The organism is Saccharothrix obliqua, assembly GCF_019375475.1.
In the GTDB taxonomy this organism is placed as follows: Bacteria; Actinomycetota; Actinomycetes; order Mycobacteriales; family Pseudonocardiaceae; genus Actinosynnema; species Actinosynnema obliqua.
The window spans coordinates 255,420-272,898 of record NZ_JAHXGQ010000010.1; the positions used below are offsets into that span (position 1 = coordinate 255,420).

The 17,479-nt window shown below is 74.0% G+C and carries 20 protein-coding genes; 6 read left to right on the forward strand and 14 right to left on the reverse strand.

Annotated elements, in window-relative coordinates:
* Positions 1-4: 4 nt before the first annotated feature.
* From KZQ38_RS28390 to KZQ38_RS28445, 12 genes are all read right to left on the reverse strand, one after another.
* The gene (locus KZQ38_RS28390) at positions 5-292 is read right to left on the reverse strand and encodes a PAAR domain-containing protein (RefSeq protein WP_372452292.1); all 288 of its coding nucleotides are present in this window, start codon (positions 290-292) and stop codon (positions 5-7) included.
* An 8-nt stretch (positions 293-300) separates the two neighbouring features.
* A complete protein-coding gene (locus KZQ38_RS28395) occupies positions 301-2,118 on the reverse strand; it encodes a VgrG-related protein (RefSeq protein ID WP_219446133.1) in 1,818 nt (605 codons plus the stop codon).
* Positions 2,108-2,866 carry a CIS tube protein gene (locus tag KZQ38_RS28400; protein WP_219446134.1) on the reverse strand — a complete coding sequence of 253 codons (759 nt, stop codon included), beginning with the start codon at positions 2,864-2,866 and terminating at the stop codon, positions 2,108-2,110. The genes KZQ38_RS28395 and KZQ38_RS28400 overlap by 11 nt, the downstream gene beginning before the upstream one ends.
* A gap of 6 nt (positions 2,867-2,872) precedes the next feature.
* On the reverse strand, positions 2,873-3,304 hold the full coding sequence (locus KZQ38_RS28405; RefSeq protein WP_219446136.1) for a phage tail protein: 432 nt from the start codon (positions 3,302-3,304) through the stop codon (positions 2,873-2,875).
* Between the two features lie 12 nt (positions 3,305-3,316).
* Positions 3,317-3,886, reverse strand: a complete 570-nt coding sequence (locus tag KZQ38_RS28410) for a hypothetical protein (RefSeq protein WP_219446138.1) — start codon at positions 3,884-3,886, stop codon at positions 3,317-3,319.
* 1,569 nt (positions 3,887-5,455) lie between these two features.
* Positions 5,456-5,602, reverse strand: coding sequence for a DUF6760 family protein (locus tag KZQ38_RS28415; RefSeq protein WP_219446139.1), 147 nt, complete (start codon positions 5,600-5,602; stop codon positions 5,456-5,458).
* Positions 5,599-6,012 carry a hypothetical protein gene (locus KZQ38_RS28420; RefSeq protein ID WP_372452293.1) on the reverse strand — a complete coding sequence of 138 codons (414 nt, stop codon included), beginning with the start codon at positions 6,010-6,012 and terminating at the stop codon, positions 5,599-5,601. The genes KZQ38_RS28415 and KZQ38_RS28420 overlap by 4 nt, the downstream gene beginning before the upstream one ends.
* Positions 6,013-6,016: 4 nt before the next feature.
* Entirely contained in the window at positions 6,017-6,460 is a 444-nt protein-coding gene (locus KZQ38_RS28425; protein WP_219446141.1) for a phage tail protein, read from the reverse strand.
* Positions 6,461-6,473: 13 nt separating this feature from the next.
* The gene (locus KZQ38_RS28430) at positions 6,474-7,988 is read right to left on the reverse strand and encodes a phage tail sheath family protein (protein WP_219446143.1); all 1,515 of its coding nucleotides are present in this window, start codon (positions 7,986-7,988) and stop codon (positions 6,474-6,476) included.
* A gap of 207 nt (positions 7,989-8,195) precedes the next feature.
* Complete coding sequence (locus tag KZQ38_RS28435) at positions 8,196-8,867, reverse strand: eCIS core domain-containing protein (protein WP_219446145.1); 672 nt, start codon at positions 8,865-8,867, stop codon at positions 8,196-8,198.
* Positions 8,868-8,991: 124 nt separating this feature from the next.
* The gene (locus KZQ38_RS28440) at positions 8,992-11,025 is read right to left on the reverse strand and encodes an ATP-binding protein (RefSeq protein ID WP_219446146.1); all 2,034 of its coding nucleotides are present in this window, start codon (positions 11,023-11,025) and stop codon (positions 8,992-8,994) included.
* Complete coding sequence (locus KZQ38_RS28445; RefSeq protein ID WP_219446147.1) at positions 11,022-11,621, reverse strand: Pvc16 family protein; 600 nt, start codon at positions 11,619-11,621, stop codon at positions 11,022-11,024. The genes KZQ38_RS28440 and KZQ38_RS28445 overlap by 4 nt, the downstream gene beginning before the upstream one ends.
* Before the next feature lie 211 nt (positions 11,622-11,832).
* Here KZQ38_RS28445 and KZQ38_RS28450 point away from each other — a divergent pair, with 211 nt between their 5' ends.
* The 5 genes from KZQ38_RS28450 (at position 11,833) to KZQ38_RS28470 (ending at position 14,926) form a co-directional block, all read left to right on the forward strand.
* On the forward strand, positions 11,833-12,192 hold the full coding sequence (locus KZQ38_RS28450) for a hypothetical protein (RefSeq protein WP_219446148.1): 360 nt from the start codon (positions 11,833-11,835) through the stop codon (positions 12,190-12,192).
* Between the two features lie 320 nt (positions 12,193-12,512).
* On the forward strand, positions 12,513-12,845 hold the full coding sequence (locus KZQ38_RS28455; protein WP_257902398.1) for an ATP-binding protein: 333 nt from the start codon (positions 12,513-12,515) through the stop codon (positions 12,843-12,845).
* Positions 12,842-13,585 carry a SigB/SigF/SigG family RNA polymerase sigma factor gene (locus tag KZQ38_RS28460; RefSeq protein ID WP_219446150.1) on the forward strand — a complete coding sequence of 248 codons (744 nt, stop codon included), beginning with the start codon at positions 12,842-12,844 and terminating at the stop codon, positions 13,583-13,585. Before KZQ38_RS28455 ends, KZQ38_RS28460 begins: the two co-directional genes overlap by 4 nt.
* A gap of 22 nt (positions 13,586-13,607) precedes the next feature.
* Positions 13,608-13,988, forward strand: a complete 381-nt coding sequence (locus KZQ38_RS28465) for a hypothetical protein (protein WP_219446151.1) — start codon at positions 13,608-13,610, stop codon at positions 13,986-13,988.
* Positions 13,985-14,926: a baeRF2 domain-containing protein gene (locus tag KZQ38_RS28470; RefSeq protein WP_308258635.1), complete on the forward strand. Its 942-nt coding sequence runs from the start codon at positions 13,985-13,987 to the stop codon at positions 14,924-14,926. The genes KZQ38_RS28465 and KZQ38_RS28470 overlap by 4 nt, the downstream gene beginning before the upstream one ends.
* 10 nt (positions 14,927-14,936) lie before the next feature.
* Here the strand turns inward: KZQ38_RS28470 and KZQ38_RS28475 are convergent, their stop codons facing one another.
* Both KZQ38_RS28475 and KZQ38_RS28480 read right to left on the reverse strand, forming a co-directional pair.
* Complete coding sequence (locus KZQ38_RS28475; RefSeq protein ID WP_219446153.1) at positions 14,937-15,284, reverse strand: hypothetical protein; 348 nt, start codon at positions 15,282-15,284, stop codon at positions 14,937-14,939.
* A 21-nt stretch (positions 15,285-15,305) separates the two neighbouring features.
* Positions 15,306-16,280 carry a DNA topoisomerase IB gene (locus tag KZQ38_RS28480; protein ID WP_219446155.1) on the reverse strand — a complete coding sequence of 325 codons (975 nt, stop codon included), beginning with the start codon at positions 16,278-16,280 and terminating at the stop codon, positions 15,306-15,308.
* Between the two features lie 75 nt (positions 16,281-16,355).
* Between KZQ38_RS28480 and KZQ38_RS28485 the strand changes: the two genes are divergently transcribed.
* On the forward strand, positions 16,356-17,453 hold the full coding sequence (locus KZQ38_RS28485; protein ID WP_219446157.1) for a carboxylate-amine ligase: 1,098 nt from the start codon (positions 16,356-16,358) through the stop codon (positions 17,451-17,453).
* Positions 17,454-17,479 lie beyond the last annotated feature (26 nt).

A 17,479-nucleotide genomic window follows, 5' to 3' on the forward strand; every position in this document is an offset into this window, starting at 1 on the left:
GGCGTCACCCTCCGATCAGGACGGTCGGGCAGCCCGCCACGACGGGCGCGCCGCACGCCGCCAGGTCGCCCGCGCGCGCCGCCGGACGGCCGCCGATGAGCACCGCGGGGCAGCCCGGCGGGACGAGCACGCTCGGCGGGTGCGGTGGCAGGCCGGGGAACGAGCAGACGTGCGGGTTGCCGACGACGGCCGCGGGCCGCCCGCCGATCAACACGGTCGGCACGCCCGGTGGTCCGACCACACCCGGGTGACCCGTGGGGTCACCGACCCTCGCCGCTGGTGGCACGGCCACCGCCTCCCTCAGTTGATCTTGACGACGCCACCGCGCACGGTGACCACGCCGCTCGCCGTGACCTCGGTCTGCCCGCGACCCGCGACCGAGACGGCCGCGCCCTCGACCTTCGCGCTCGTCTCGCCGGACATCGCGAGCCGCGCGCCCGCCCCGATCTCGACGTCGGCACGCGCCCGCGCGGTGATCCGCTCGCCCGTCAGCTCCAGCGCGCCGGAACCCGCGTCGAGCGAGATCCCGTTGCGCGCCTTGACCACCACGGCCTTGCCGCTGGTCACCTCGACCACCTGGTTGAGCTGGTCGACCTTGACGACGAACTTCCCGTCACCGCTGGCGATCACGATGCCCTCGTCCTCGACGAACGCCACCTTGTGCCCCTTGCGGGACGCGAATCCCCGCGTGGTGACCTGGCCGGTGTTGCCGTCCACGGGGTCCTTGAGCAGCTTGGGCGGCGCGTCCTCGCTGTTGTAGAGCCCGCCCAGCACGTACGGCGCGTCGAAGTGGCCGTGCTCGAACCCGACCAGCACCTCGTCGCCGACCTCCGGCAGCACCAGGGAACCCCGGTGCTCGCCCGCGCCGACGTGCACGGTGCGCGCCCAGCCGCTGTTGAAGTCGTCGGACAGCCACGGGTAACGCACCTTGACGCGGCCCAGGCCCGCCGGGTCCCTGATGTCGGTGACCTGCGCGGGCACCAGCCCCGTCCGCCCGTCACGCGTGCCGCCGCCGGTGGCCAGGCCGTAGAGGGAGCGCTCCTGGCGGCCGGAGACGGTGAACTCCGTGGTGTAGCCGCCCTGCCCGGCGAACAGGTGCCGGGTGCTGGTGAGCGTGTACTTGCCCGCGAACGGGTCGCCGATGTTGGTCAACGCCACCGCCGTGCCGGCACGCAGCTTCGGGTTCCCCCTGGCCACGCCGGACAGCTCGACGCACGCGCCGCCGAGCTGGGCGCCCAGCGCGGCCGCGACGGCGTCCACCTCGCCCTGCGCCCGGTACGGCCCGGTGGCCAGGAACGGCGGGCTGCCGAACTTGCCGGCCAGCGCCACCGGGTCGACCCCGCCGACCTCGGTGGCCGGCATGTCGGGTCGGCGGGTGGCGTCGACCGGCTTCTTGTTCTCGTAGTCCCAGCCGCGTACCCGCACCTCGGGCACCTGCTCGGCGGCGGTGATCGTGGCCCGTAGCGACAGCAGCGTGCGGTGCATCTCCAGCACGAGCGGGTTGGTGCGGGCCTTGGCGGTCCGCTCGGGCGCGCCGGCCGGGCGCGCGGGCAGCCGGAAGTCGAGCCTGCCCGCCACCACGGCGAGCTGCGCGCCGACCGCGCCCGCGATGCGGGACAGGAATTCCCAGTCGCTCAGGTTGTCCTGGCTGATCTGGGTTTCCGGCCGACCACCGAAACCGCGGACGTCGTCCACCCGCCCGACCGGCACCGCGGCCCGGCCCGCGACCTTCCGCACGATGTCGGCGACGGTCATGCCGGGGTAGGCGGCGGTGCGCCTGCCGCGGAACAGCCGGTGCGCCAGGTCGTAACCACGCACCTCGGTGAACGTGCCGCCGTCGGTCAGCTCCACGCCGACCGCCGTGACCTCGCCCGTCATCAGCGGCTCGGGACCGCCCGGCTCGGACGTCCGCACCTGCAACGCGATCGTCGCGCCCACCTCGAACCGGCCCTTGGCCAGCACCACGTGGCCGGGGTCGCGGAACCGCAGCGCGAACACGTCCGGCAGGTTGCGGCTGGTGTCCACGTAGGCGTGCGCGAGCAGCGGCGCCACGTCCGCGGGCAGCGGGCTCGACCCGACCTCCACCAGGAGCGAGTTCGCGAAGCTCTCATTGACCACCGCGGACCTCCTCCAGCGCGGGCACCAGCAGCCGGGTGCCGGGGCGCAGCCGCATCGGGTCGTCGACGTCGTTGGCCTCCGCGATCGCCCGCCACAGCCCGGCGTCGCCGTACGCCTGGAAGGCCAGGGACTGGAGGGTGTCGCCGGCGACGAGGACGTGCGAGTCGCGGGCGGCCAGCGCGCCGGAGGTCGGGTTCTGCCCGCCCGGCTCGCCGGCGATCTCCTCCAGCGCCACCGAGCAGGTCGCCCGCACCGGCGTGCCCGCCGGGGTGAACAACGTGTACCGGGCGTTGACGCTCGACACGTACGCCGGGAACCCCGTCATGCCGCCCCACTTGAAGACCACCCACGGCGGGGAGCCCTTGCCGTGCTGCCGGCTGTCCTCGGTGGGCACGCAGCAGGCGAACAGCTGCTCCACCGTGCGCACGACGCTGTCGTCCATGTGCTCGGTGGCGTCGAGGAAGAGTTCGAGGCTGAGCTTCACCGGGTCCGCGCCCTTGAACTCGGGCGGGCCGGACTTGGCGTTGTTCGGCTGCCGGTCGCGTTCCCACTTGGCGTTCTTGGAAAGCGCCAGTTCCTTCGGGTTGAACTGGAACGGGATCTCGTGCAGCAGCCCGCCGGGTTTCGCCACGCCGCCCGCCTTGGGCGGGCTGTGCACGGCCAGCGCGGCGCGTTGGAGGTTGGTGGGCGCGGCGTAGCTCGCGGTGCGCGGTGAGCCGGCGGACGTGAAGGTGATCGGGGAGGCCACGACGCGTCACCCCGCCGACGTGAGGAAGCCGTGGTGCGCCAGTTCCAGGGTCTCGGTCGCCACCTTGGGCGAGTCGGCCGACAGCTGCGGGCCGCTCCACCGTACCGGCACCACCCCGGACAGCGACCAGCTCGCGATCACCGTGCCGCCCAGCGTCCGCGCCTCGATCACGGCTGTTTTGCGCGAGATGCCGGCCGCCATGCCCGCGATCCAGGCGAGGACCTTGGCGGAGTCCCGGGTGACCGGGCGGGACAGCTTGACGTTCGAGTACCTGATGCGGGTGGGGAGCTGCCAGACCATCCCGTTGTTCCCGCCCTCTTCCCGTTGCTCGACGGTGAACTCGACACCGAGCCCGTCGCAGCTGTTGAAGGAGCCGAGGCTTTCGTCGTCGATGCGCACCACGAAGCACACGGCAACCGCCTCTTCCACCTCAGCCATCGCCCAGTCCTCTCAATGCCACCGGTCGGTCAACACCCCGCGCCGTTCGCGGTCCAACCACAACTCCGCCTTCAACCGCCGCAACAGCGGGTCGTAGAGCTTCTTGAGCAACTCCTCCGCTTCCAGGGGGTTGCTCGTCCCCGCAGACCCGGTGACCGCTTTGCCTTCGGTGGCGGTGGCCCCTTCGGCAGGGGCCGCGTCGGTGAGGCCCGGGGTCTCTTCGGCGGGCGCGGTCCCGATGGAGACGGTGGTCCCTTCGGCCGGGGCAGTCCCGATGGAGACCGTGGTCCCTTCGGCGGGGGGCACCCAGGTGGAGACGGTGATCGTTTCGGTGGGGGCGGTCCCGATGGGGGCGGCCCCGGTGAGGGCGGCCCCGATGAGGGCGGCCCCGATGGGAGCGGTGGCGGTGGGAGCGGTCCCGGTGGGGCCGGTGGCGGTGGGGGCGGTGGCGGCAACACTCCCGCCGGCCAGAACCCTTGCCACCGTGAAGCTTCCGCCGGCCAAGCCACTGGCCACCGGAAGCCCTTGTCCCGACAAAGCACCTCCGGCCGGAAAGCCCTTTCCCACCAGCCCGCTCGCCAACGAAACTCCGCCAGCCGAGCCGCTCCCGACCGGGACGCTTCCGCCAACCAGGCCGCTCCACTCCGGGCTGTCCCCTCCGGCCAAAACACTGCCCGCCGGACCTCCCACCGAACCTCCCGCCGGACCTCCCACCGGGCTTCCTGCCGGTATGCCTCCTCCGGCCAGGGCGATGGCCGCCGGGGTGCGCCCTCCCGCCGGGGACACCACGGTGGGCAGCGCTCGCCCCACCTCGACCCGCCGCACCACAGCCGGGCCCTCGACCGCCTGTGGTGCTCGGGCAACCACCGGCGGAAGCCCGACGTCCACCGCCCCGGACGCGCCGGGTTCCGCGAACCCGGTCGACACCACCGGCACACCCCTCCCGGCGGACGTCGCCAAGACCCCCGACCCGGTGGTTCCCGCCAACGTCTCCGAGCCGACGGTTCCCGCCGAGCCGACAGCTCCGGTGCCTCCCGCCGAGCCGACAGCTCCGCGGCTCCCCACCGAGGTGACAGCTCCGGTGCTCCCCGCAGAGCTGACAGCTCCGGTGCTCCCCGCAGAGCTGACAGCTCCGGGGCTCCTCGCCGAGGTCGCGGACCCGGTAGTCCGCACCGAGGCGACAACTTCGGGGCTCCTCGCCAAGGTCACCGGTTCGGCAGTCCCCGCCGAAGTGGCGACCACGTCGTCACCCGCCGGGACCGCCGATCCGACAGGTCCCCTCGGAGTGACGACCCCGGAGCTGTCCGGCGAAGTGCCGGAGCCGGCTCGCTCGAATGGCCCGCCGGACCCTGTCGGGGGCTCGGAACCGCGGACTGTCGTGGGGGTTCGGGGCTCAGTGGATCGCGGAGGCGGCCGGAACCCCACGGTTTCCGCGGACGCCTCCGACCTGGCGACCGCGGTGGATGCCGTTTCGGCTTCCGGGTGTGTGCTTCGAGGCTCGAATTCGGGGGACGCCGGCGGGACCTCGGCTGTTGGTGCGGCTTCGACCGGAGCATCGGGTGCGCCGATTGGCGGGGCCTTCGAAGGCGGGCGCTCGACCATGCCCCGGGCAGCGCCGCCCGCGGCGATCGGCAAACCCAGCCCGGCCCGACGCGCACCGCCAACCTCCACAACCCGCTGCGCACCGCGCTCCGGCTCCGCTCTGCCGACCGCACCCCCGACCCAGGGCAAGCCCAGGCCCGAACGGGGCGGAGCGGCGGCGGTCACGGGCGGTTTCTCCGGAGTGATCTGCGCGGGCTCGGTCTCGATGGGTGCGATGGGCGGCGGATCGGGTGGAGGTGTCGCCACGACAGGCGGCGGCGGGGAGTCCGGCCGAAAGGTGATCTGTCGTTGCACCCCGGTGAAGGGCCGGGTCGGGCGTGCCACCTCCCCGATGACACCGGACGGCTCGTCCGCCCCCACCAAGTGCACCAGCGGGGCCAGGTAGGCGGGCGAGCGCCACGACGCCAGCGACTCCGTGAACCGCCCCACCGGGTTCACCAGCGGGTGGTCGGGCACGACGCGCTGGATCGGCGGCAGCAGGCGCCACTCGCCGCGCAGCACGGGTTCCGCCCGCTCGGCCTTCCGCCGTCCCCACGGCCACATCGCGGTTCACCGCCCCTGGTTGATCCGGGCTATCTCGGCCACGTACCGCGCCCGGTCCCGGTGCTCCATGTCCAAAATGGACTCCCACGCCCAGTGGAAGTGGTACGCCACGTACGCGACCTCCTCGTGGAGGCGGTCGGCCGCGTACGTCACGATCCCCCCAGGCGACCACCGGAGACGTCCACCCCGAAACCGTGCCCGCACTCGGGGCACCGCACGGCGGCCCGGGTGTGGCCCTCGCTGTTGATCCTCCGGTACATGTCCTGGAGGAACGCGAGGTCCGACGCGAACAGGTTCTCCACGACGCCCGCGTGCACGTCGGTGACCGTGCCGATGCGCGTGACCACCCGCGCCAGCAGCACCACCGTCAGGTAGGCCGAGTTCTCCCGCACCCGGTCGTCCCGCAGCGGCACGAGTTCGTCGCGGGCCGTGGCCAGGCGCATCGCGCCCGTCCGGTGCACGACGCCCGCGTCGTCGACGTACCCGCGCGGCAGCTCGAAGTTGAACTCGGTCCGCATGGGCGCGACCGTCTCGGTCCGCGCGGCGGCCATCACCCTGCGCACGGCGTCACTCGACTTCCATCTGCTCGTAGGTGATCACGAGCTTTTCGGTGAGGACGCTGGTGTCGCCCGCCTTGAGCGCGCCGATCTCCAACGACTTGGGCCACGCGTTGGTCAGCTTGTACCGCTTGATCGCCTGACCCTCGTAGTCGTAGACGATGATCGCGCCGCCCTTGCGCGCGTTGCCCATCTTGCCGAAGTGCGAGTCCTTGACCCACTTCTCGAAGCTGTTGTCGGCGGTCAGGCCGCGGGTCAGGGTGACCTCGCCCGCCTTGGGCCTGCCGGGCAGCTTCTTGATCATGTACTTGCCGTCGCTGGTGTTCTGCTTCAGCTCGATGACGTCCTGCTCCATCTTCAAGCCGGACACCTCGGAGATCTGCTTGATCGCGACGCCGTCGACTTCGAGCCCGAACGAGTGGCCGACCGAGGTGTCGAGGTCTGGGAGAGCCATGACTGAACCGCCTTCACTCGTTGACGAGGCTGGTGCCGCCGGAGATCTGGGCCAGGCGGAACACGACGAACTCGGCGGGCTTCACCGGCGCGACGCCCACCTCGCAGACCACCTGGCCGAGGTCGATGCTCTCGGCGGGGTTGGTCTCGCGGTCGCACTTGACGTAGAACGCCTCGTCGGGGGTCAACCCGAACAGTGCGCCCTTGCGCCACTCCGTGACCAGGAAAGCGCTGATGGTGCGGCGGATCCTGGCCCACAACGCGTCGTCGTTCGGCTCGAACACGACCCACTGCGTGCCGTTGAGGATGGACTCCTCCAGGTAGTTGAACAGCCGCCGCACGTTGAGGTACCGCCACGCCGGGTCGGACGACAGGGTCCGCGCGCCCCACACCCGGATGCCGCGACCGGGGAACGACCGCACGCAGTTCACGCCGATGGGGTTCAGCAGTTCCTGCTCCGCCTTGGTGAGCTGGGTCTCCAGCGCGACCGCGCCGCGCACCACCTCGTTCGCGGGCGCCTTGTGCACGCCGCGCGTGCCGTCGGTGCGTGCCCACACCCCCGCCACGTGCCCGCTCGGCGGCACGAACACGTGCTCGTCGCTCACCGGGTCGAACACCTTGATCCACGGGTAGTACAGGGCGGCGTACTTGGAGTCGTAGCCCGCGACGCCCTGCCGCCAGTCCCGGACCTGCTGCGGCGACAGGCCGGGCGGCGGGTCGAGGATGGCGACCCGGTTGCCCATCAGCTCGCAGTGGGCGATCATCGCGAGCTGCACGGCCTTCACCGACTCGGCCGGGATCAGGCCCCGCTGGTGGGCGCCCATCAGGTCGGGCACCGCGACGGCGGTGATCTCCTCGACCGCTTCCAGGCCACCGAAACCGGTGCGGTCCGCGACGTCGCCCACGTAGTCGTCGGCGGCGATCCGGCGTGGCGTCGGCGCTGCGGCGGGCGTCTCGCGCAACGTCACCGCGCCCCGGTCGGGTCTGGCCGGCGCGGACGACGTCTCCTCGGCCGTGATGAGGTTCGACTTCTCCCGCACGACCGTGACGACGTTCTCCTTGGTGCGCTTGGTGGACACGCTGTGCGTCTCGACCACCTTGCCGTTCTGCTTGACCAGCAGGGTGAACCGGTCGTCGGGCGGGTTCTCGCCGGTCGCGTCCGCCACCTCGACGGTGATCTCCGGCGCGCCCAGCTCCTTGGCGCGCACGCGGTAGCCGCCCAGCACGGCCTCCGGGCCGGTGGGTTCGCCCGCTTCGTCGTCGCGCTCGCCGCCGATGCGCACCACGTAGCAGTTGGTGCCGCCGTTGAGGAAGTAGCCGTAGACCGACTGGGCCAGGTAGCAGTCCTCCACGAAATCGCCGAACACCTGCGTGTACTGCGCCCAGTTGGACACGAGGGTCGGGGTGTTGAAGGGCCCGCGCGCGGCGAAACCGACGAAGGCGGCGACGGCCGTGCCCACGCCCTCGATGGGCCGGGCACCCGCCTCCACCTCTTCGACGTACACGCCCGGCGAGAGATAGGTGGGCATCGCGTGGCCTCCCAAGTGGAACCGGCTGGCACGGGAACGCTGTAGCGAGAATGCTGCTGGCGGCGGAGCCGCGGCGAAACGCCCGCGCGGCGGTGCCGGGGGGAACCGATAGCTGCCCGAAGAGGCAGCCGCCCGACCGTCCGCGGTGGACGGACACGCCGCTCGGCCCCCGACCGGTGACCGGGGGCCGAGCGGCGTGACGGGGCGCTACGGCGTGGTTTCCTCTTCCTCTTCCCGCTGCGCGTGGGTCTGCGCGGCCGGGTCCTCGTCCTCGGTCGGCGCTTCCTCCCGCTGCACGGCCGGTGCCGCGGGCTGCGCCATCAGGCGGTCCGCGGTGGCGGACGCCTCGCGCTCGAACCGGTCGGACGGGTCGCTCACCCGGACGCCGCCGCCCGCGTCGGTCCCGTCGACCGGACCGCTGCGCTGCTGCACGACGTGCGTCAGCTCGTGCGCCAGCATGTGCTTGCCCGCGTCGGACGACGGGTCGTACTTGTCGTTCTGGAACACGATGTCGTCGCCCACCGTGTACGCCTGCGCGTTGACCGATCGCGCCGACTCGTGCGCCGCGTCGCCGGTGTGCACGCGGACGCCGGAGAAGTCCTGCCCGAAGCGGCCCTCCATGTCCTCGCGCACGCCCGCGTCCAGGGGCGTTCCGCCGGACGCCAGCACGCCGTGCACGGGGGATTCCTCCTCCACCAACGCGGACGCGCCCGCGTTGCCCGCGGCGCGTTGCAGGCCGAGCAGGCCCGCCGGGCCGAGCACGTCGGGTCGCCCGGCCGCCGCCGCCCTCCCCAGCAGGTCCGGTTCGTCGTGCTCCGGCCGGTCGCCCCGCGGCCGGAACGCGCTGTCGCCCTCGTGCTCCCACCCGTGCTCGCGCATGGCCGCTCCCGCCTTGTCCGACGCCGCCACCATGATGGGCCGCGCGCGGACCCGGCGGCCGGCACCGCCCGCGCGCCCGCGGGTGCGCTCCCCGCCGCCCGAACGGGCAGCCGGGACGCCGCGGTCAGGACGCCACCAGGTCCAGGTACGGCCCGAACTCGCGTGCGCCGACCAACCGGCCCAGCTTGCGGTACTCGCGGGCGACCGCGCCGACCACCTCCGCCATGCCGACCGGGCGGCCGGCGGCGGCGGCCAGGTACGCGGCGGTCACGGCGGCCGAGCGGATGTGCCCGCCCGCCAGCTCGAACGCCGCCGACAGGAAGTCCAGGTCGACCTCGGCACGGGGCGCGGCGACGCCCAGGCAGCGGTCCCACAACGCGTGCCGCTGCTCCTGGTCGGGCACCGGGAAGTCGACCACCACGTCCAGCCGCCGCGTGAACGCCTCGTCCAGGTTCGCGCGCAGGTTCGTGGCGAGCACCGCGATGCCGTCGAAGGTCTCCATGCGCTGCAACAGGTACGCGCTCTCGATGTTGGCGTACCGGTCGTGCGCGTCGCGCACCTCGGACCGCCTGCCGAAGATCGCGTCGGCCTCGTCGAACAACAGCACCCCGTTCACGCCCGCCGCCTCGGTGAAGATCCGCTCCAGGTTCTTCTCCGTCTCGCCGACGTACTTGTCCACGACGGTGGCCAGGTTCACCGTGTACAGGTCGAGCCCCAGCGACGCGGCGACCACCTCCGCCGACATCGTCTTGCCGGTGCCGGAGTCACCCGCGAACAGCCCGGTGACACCCCGCCCGCGCCCGCCGCCGGGCCGCATCCGCCACTCGTCGATCACCCGGTCGCGGTGCCGGGCGCGGGCCGCGAGTTCACGCAGCAACCGCACCACGCCGCCGGGCAGCACCAGGTCGTCCCAGGTGACGGCGGGTTCGACGCGGCGCGCGAGCCGACGCAGGCCGGCGGCGTTCTGCCCGCGCGCGCCCGCACGCAGGTGCGCCGTGGTCACGACGCCGCCGTCCACCAGCGCCGACACCGACGCGGCGCGGGCCGCGCGGGCGATCTGGCCGGGCCCGAGCACGAAGTGCGCGGTGGCCGCCACCGGGTCCGCGCCGGGCGCGAGCCGGCCACGCAGGTGCTCGCGCCACAGCGCGGCGCGGGTCGCGGCGGGCAGCGCGGCGACGTCGTGCGGCAGCGGCGGTTCCGCGCTCCAGGCCGGGTCCCACACGTCGGGGCCGTGCACGAGCAGCGGGACGGCCGGGTGCGTCAGCGGGCGCAGCGCCGGTTCGTCCTCCACCGGGCCGAGCACGACGCCCGCGCCACGCAGCACGGCCTCCCGCAGCACGGCGGTCGCCGCGCCGACGCGGTCGGGCTCGGCGAGCAACCGCGCCGCGTCGACCTCCAGCGCCGCGAACCCGGCACGCCCCAGCGCCGCCGCGGCGAGTTCGCGCGCACCACCACCACGCGCACCACCACCACGCGCACCACCACTGGGCCGCTCCCGCATGTGCACCAGGCGGACACCGGACCGCAGGGCACGCACCAGCCGGTCCACGCCGTCGACCGGCGCGACGGTCTGCTCCGAAGCTGCCACCACGCGGGCCACCCCGGTCAACGCCGCGTCCGGCCGGTCGTCGCCGAGCAGGTGGTTCACCACCCGGTCCGGCGCGCGCAGCGACCGGGACAGGAACGGCCGCTCGCGGTCCTCCACCACCAGCAGGCCGGCGGCGAGCAGGGGTGACGACGGGTCCAGGCGCGAGCGGCCGGCGGCGGAAGCCTCGGGTAGTCCGCACAGCCGCAGCGCCAGGCCGACCGTGGCACGTCGCCGGGTCACGTCGTCGTTGAGGTAGCCGTAGAACTGCTCGAACCGGCTGTCCACGTCCGGCGCGAGCGCGACGAGCAGGACCTCCACGTCCAACGCGGACAGCCCGGCGACGGCGGCGAGCCCACCCAGCCGGCCGGTCGACGCCGACGAGCGGAACGGGGTGAACGGCTCCCGCCTGGAGGCCAGCAACGCCTCGATCGCCTCGTCCGACAGGTACAGGCCCCGGAACGGGTCGTCGGGGTTGGGGTCGCCCGTGCGCCGCGCCGCGACCGCGTCCCGGATCCGCCGCTCCAGCGCGGCCAGCCGGGCGAGCAGGTGCGGCAGGCCGCCGGTGCTCACGGCCGGCCGGGGGCCGCGCGGTGCGCGACCGAGTCGCCGCCCATCGCCAGGCGCACCCCCGTCGCCGGCGGTCCGGCCGGCATCACGCGGCCGGGGTCGACCGGCGCGGACACGACGACGTCCAGCGACGGTTTCAACTCGCCGCCGAGCGCGGTCCACACGTCGGCGAACGCCCGGTCCTCGGGCGGCGGCGAGGCGACCGCCAGCGGCACCGGCAGTTCCAGGGCGGCCAGCGCACCCGTCAGCAGGACGGGCGGCACGGCCTCGTGGCGCAGGAAGCCGAGGAGCAGTTCGGAGAGCAGGCGGTGCTCGTCCTCCGGTCGCTGGGTCCACGCGGTGACCAGGTAGGACAGCTTGACGTGACGGGGCGGCAGGCGGCGCGACACCACCCGGCCGCGCTCGTAGTCGTTGAGCAGGCCGCGTTGGCGGCGACGCACGTCCTCGCGGATGTCGTAGAGGTAGACGTCCACGGTGGGCGCGTTGCGCCGCGCCGCCCAGTCCTTGGTCGGCGCGTCGAACGCGACCTCGACGTCCGTGCCGCGCAGCGCGTCGTCCCGCACCAGTCGGCGCAGGGCCTCGTCCACCTCGTGTATCACGCTCCCCACGATGCGCCGGGTCGCGTCGGCACGGGCAGCGGCGCGCCGGCGGTCCTGGGGGCAGGGCTCGCTGCCCGCGAGGGCAGTTCACCGGCCACATCATTTCGTCGACAACTACCGCAGGAATACGGCGCGAAAGAAGCGTTCCCCGGTTCACGGGGCAATGCGCGGGAGCCGTTCCCGGACGGTGCTAAGGTGCGCGCCCGAACCGGTGGCGGACCGGATTTCCCGAGTCGCGCTCACCCCGGAGAACCGGGAGGACCCGTTGTCGATGAATGGTTCGCGCCACCACGCGCGCACCGGCGGGAAAGACCTGGATCCACCCGCCGCCGTGGGCGCGGCGGTCGCGACCGGCCTGACCGGCGTGCTGGTCGCCGTGCTCGCGTTCCCCTCGACCGGGCTGAAGCTCCTCGGCGCGGCGGTGTGCGCGACGGTCGGCGGTGCGGCCCTGGTCGCCGGTCGGCACCGCGCCCGACCACCGGCCGGCGTGCTCGCCCACGCGGCGCCCGCCGCCACGAACGGCACGCGACCGGGCGGCCCGACCCCGAATACCGGAACGGATTCGCGGTGACCGACGCGGGCCGAAAACGCTTTGCCGGACCGATACCCGCGATTCACCGCACCGGCCGGATGTCCGGTGAATCCAGCGGCACGAAATCGCCGGATTTCGTCGCGCGCGCCGACGGGAACCACGCCGCGGATCCGGCCCCGGTGTCATCCCGCGTGCCCCGACGGTCGACCTGCCGGCGGCCGGGCTGAGCCGACCCGGCCCGCCCGGCGCGGCCGGTCGCCGGAACGATCCGGTGTCACCCGGCCGTGTCACCCGCGGGTGTAGTCCGGACGCGGGCCGGGTATGCGCCTTGCATGGACGGCGCGGACGTGGAATTGAGAATGGCGGCCCGACCCGCTCACCTGCCCACGGTCCGCGCCGTCGCGCACGCCGTCGCGCGGTCCACACCCGAACTCGCGATCGACCTCGTGATCGCCGTCGACGAGGCGTGCTCCACGCTCATCGCGAAGGCCCGCGGACAAGCCGTCCTGCGGTGCCGGTTCCACCGCGACGGTGATTCCGTTCGGTTTCGCGCAGAGGTCAGCTCCTCGGCCGTGACCGTGCCCGATCACCGCTCGTTGTACTGGCGGGTCGTCAGCGCGGTGACCGACACGGTGACCACGTGGGTGGACGGAGACGGCTTGCTGCACGTCGAACTGAGGTGCCGGGCATGAGCGCGGTCGACTACCAACCGATGTTCCGCGAGCTGGCGGCGGCCCAGCGGGACGGCACGCGGTACGCACGGCTGCGGGACCGGCTGGTCACCGAGCACCTGCCGCTGGCCAGGCACATCGCCGACCGGTTCGCCGAGCGCGGCGAGAACGTCGAGGACCTGCGGCAGGTGGCCGCGCTGGGCCTGATCCACGCGGTGGACCGGTTCGACGCGACCAGGGGCATCGACTTCCTGGCGTTCGCGGTGCCCACCATCACCGGCGAAGTCCGCCGCTACCTGCGCGACCAGGGCTGGGCGGTGCGGGTGCCGCGTCGGCTCAAGGAGCTGTGCCTGGCCATCGACACGGCGCGGGTGGAGCTGGCCCGCCGCACCGGCCGCTCGCCCAAGCCGACCGAGGTGGCCCGCCACCTCGGCATCAGCGTGGACGAGGTGTACGAGGGCCTGCACGCGACCTCCGCGCACCACCTGCTGTCGCTGGACGAGATGACCGGCGGCGAGCTGGACGCCGCGGACGCGCTGGCGTCGGACGACCCGGCGCTGGAGGTCGTGGAGATCCAGCACGCCCTGGACCCGATGCTGCGCGGACTCCCCCGGCGGGAGCGGCGGATCGTGGTGCTGCGGTTCTTCCGGAACATGACGCAGAGCCAGATCGCCGATTCGGTCGGGGTGTCGCAGATGCACGTGTCCCGGTTGCTCAGCCGCTCCTTGGCGCGGTTGCGCAGCCTGCTCGACGACGTTTGACCGATCGGGAGGAGTGGTCGCCGTGGCACAGCTGTCCTGGCCGCAGCGCACCGCGTTGGCGCTCGGCGCGCTGCTGGTGACGTGGGCCCTGGTGGACCTGGCCGCGGGTCGGCCGCCGCTGGCCGTGCTGCACGGCGCGACCGGGCTCGCGATGGCGGCGACGGCGTTCCGCAGACCGCTCACGCGACTGGTCGGCACCCTCATGGGCGTGGTTTTCCTGGTCGTGTTCGCCTACGGCGTCGGCGACCAGGGCGGCCCGCTGGACACGGGTTTCGCAGGTGGCGCGGCACACCTGCTGCTCGGTTTCGCGTCGGTGGCCATCGCCGAGAGTTGCGTGTGGTGCGAGCGTTCTTCGACACCGCGACGGTTGCCGCACCCGTCCGACGGGTACCGATCCCAGTGACGGTCTACTGGGAGGTCGTGATGCGGAACTGGCACGGGGTGGTCGGCGTAGGGGGCCCGTTCGTCTCGGTGTTCCTCGACGTTTCCGACCACGTCGACCTGCGGTGGCGGGCGGTGCGCGACCAGTTGGAGGGCGCGGGCGCGGACCGGGAGTCCCTGGACGTGCTGTCCGACGCCCTGCTGGTCGCCGAACCACCCACCGGGATGGCGGCCCGCGGTCTGGTCGCGGGCGCGGGACGGGTGCTGGTCGACCGGTACCTGCCGGTGCCGCCGCCGGGCGCGGTGGCGCGCAGCGGGCCGTTGCCCTACCTGCTGCCGTTCGTGGACCTCGCCGAACCGCTGCTGTCGCACGTCGTGGTGAACGTCGGGCCGCACGGCGCGGACCTGCGTGGCGTCGACCCGACGGGGCGGGCGGTGGCCGTGGCGTCGGTCGGCGCGCGCCGGTCGGACCGGCGGCTGGGCGCGGCCGAGCTGGCGGACGTCGCGACCGAGGTCACGGCGCTGGTGGACCGGCTGGGCGCGCCGCTGCTGGTGCTGGCGGGTCCGCTGGCCGCGCGGCGGTCGCTGCGGGTCGCGCTGCCCGCCGGTTACCGGCACCTGGTGGTGGAGGTCGACGGCGCACCGGAGCCCGCGGTGGCGGCGCTCGCCGGCCGCGCCGACCAGGACCTGCGGCGGGCCGTGGTGCGGCGGTTCCGGGACGAGTCGGCGCGGCTGACCGGACGTGCGGCGCACGGCGTGGCGGACGTGCAGGCGGCGTTGGAGCGGGGCGTCGTGGAGACGCTGCTGCTGACCGACCCGCTGGTGGGTTCGCGCGAGGCGGTCGGCGGGCGGGCCGACGAGGTCCTGCCGCTGCTCGCGGCGAAGTGCGACGCGGACGTCGTGCTCACCGGCGGTTCCCTGCGGCTGCACGAGGACGTGGGCGCGCTGCTCTCCTCGTGAGCGTGGGGTTTCACGGCAGGACGGGCACCACCTCGCGCCACGCCGTCAACTCGGCCTTGAGGTCCTCCGGCGTCCCGGCCGCCTCCGCCGGTGTGACGCCGGCCAGTGCCAGGCAGGCCCGGACCACGTCGTCGGCGCGCAGCGAGGGCGCGAAGTCCTCGGGCCGCAGGCCGTGCCGCGCCAACGCCTCGCTCAACCAGGCCCGGCGGGTGACCACCTCGTCCACCGGCAGGCCACCGGTGTCTGCGGCCGTGTCCAGGACGAGCGCGGCCGACCGCACCCACTCCGGTCGGGGCGGCCGGTCGAGCGGCAACGCCTCGCCGGTGGCGCGCTGCACCAGGTGCAGCCACCCGTTCACGTCCGTCGACGCGGACCCCGATCATCGCACCGGTCGGCGCCCCAGCAGCACCAGCACCGCCCGCTCGACGTCCGCGCGGTCGTCCGACGCCGGCTCCACCACCCGTCCCCGGTGGTAGGCGGCGACCACGCGGGGGTCCACATAGGACTTCCGCGCCACGGCGGGCGTGTTGCCCAACTCCTCGGACACCTCCCGCATCACCGCCGCCTCGACCCGCTTGCGGCCCCGCTGGGAACCCGGCCGACCCGCGGCGGCGAACGCCGCGGCGGCCAGCACCGTCGCGTGCCACGTGCGCAGGTCCTTCACCGAGAACTCCGCGCCCACCAGTTCCTTGAACCGCTCGTTCACGTCCGCCGCGTCGACCTCGTGGCCCGCGCGGTCCACCAGCAGCCGGTCGTCGTCGCCGCGCCCGCGCCGCAACGCCCGCACCGCCCGCGCCAGCGCCGGGTTGGTCAACGCCGTGGTGAACTCCGCGCCGCCCTTCGCCGGGTAGCGCAGCCCGACCCGCGCGCCGCGGACCACCGCGTGCCGGCACAGCAGGGTCGCCACGCCGTGCGAGCCGTTGTCCTCGGTGTACTCCTCGCCACCCACGCGGAACACGCCGCGGTCGAGCAACGTCAACGCGACCGCCAGCACCCGGTCGCGGTCGCGGCCCCGGCCGTCGAGCGCGCGGGCGACCTCGGCGCGGAACCCCGGCAGCGCGGGCGCGAGGTCCAGCACCCGGTCGTGCTTCTCCTCGTCCCGCTCCCGCCGCCACCGCTCGTGGTACAGGTACTGGCGGCGGCCCGCCGAATCCGTGCCGACCGCCTGGAGGTGGCCGTTCGCGTGCGGGCACACCCAGACGTCGCGCCACGCGGGCGGTATCGCCAACGCCTTGACGCGGGCCAGCTCCGCGGCGTCGGGTCGCGCGCCGGTGTCGTCGACGTAACCGAACCCGCGGCCCCGGCGCACGCGGCGCCAGCCGGGACCGGACGGATCGCTGCGGCGCAGTCTCACCACGCTGTGGTGCCCGCCCGCGTGACGTCGGAAACTCCGGGGTTGAACCAGCGCGTGACGGGGTATGGGATCGCCATGACGCAGCCGTGGACCGTCGGCGTGGAACAGGAGTTCCTGCTGGTCGACCCCGAGACGCGCCGCCCCGTGCCCAAGGCCGGTGAGGTCGCGCAGCGGGCCGACGGGCGGTTCGACGTGCAGCGCGAGCTGACGCCGTACCAGATCGAGGTGGCCACGCCGGTGTGCCGCACGTCCGCCGAGCTGGGCGAGCAGGTGCTCGCCGGCCGCGCGCACCTGGCCGCCGCGGCGCGGGCCGCGGGGTGCCTGCTGCTGGCCTCCGGCGTGCCGCCGGTCGGCACCGCCGGACCGCCGCCGGGCACCGACGACCCCCGCTACCGGCTGATGGAGCACACCCACCGCAAGCTGCTCGGCGGGCAGGGCGTGTGCGGGATGCACGTCCACGTCGGCGTGCCGGACCGGGCCACCGCGGTGCTGGTGTCCAACGCGCTGCGGCCGTGGCTGCCGACGTTGCTGGCGTTGAGCGCGAACTCGCCCGTCGAGCGCGCCGAGGACACGGGGTACGCGAGCTGGCGCTCGATGGTGTGGACGCGGTGGCCGGTCAGCGGCCCGCCGCCGCACCTGGACTCGGTCGAGCACTACGACCGGTTGGTCCACTCGCTGGTCAGCACCGAGGTGTTGCTGGACGAGAAGATGGTCTACTGGGACGTGCGGCCGTCCGCGCACGTGCCGACCGTGGAGGTGCGGGTAGCCGACATCCCGCAGACCGCCCACGAGGCGCACGTGTTCGCGGAGGTCGTCCGCGCCTTCGCCCGCACCGCCGCCGAAGCGCCACCCGCGCCGCCCGTGGACGACGTGCTGCTGCGTGCCGCGTACTGGCGCGCCGCGCGGGACGGCGTGGACGGTTTGGGCGTGGACCCGCGCGACGGGCGGCTGCGGCCGGCGCGGGACCTCCTCGGGGAGCTGGTCGGGTTCTGCGCCGACGCGTTGCACGACGCGGGCTGCCACGACCTGGTGACCGCCCACCTGGACCGGCTGCGCTCGCACGGCAGCGGCGCGGCGCGGCAGCGGCGGGCTCTCGGCGCGTCGCCGGACCCCCGCGACCTGGTCGACCGCGTGGCGGCGGCGACCACCGACCCGGCCGCGGGACTACCGTGAGCCACGAAGACCACGCACCGCACCGG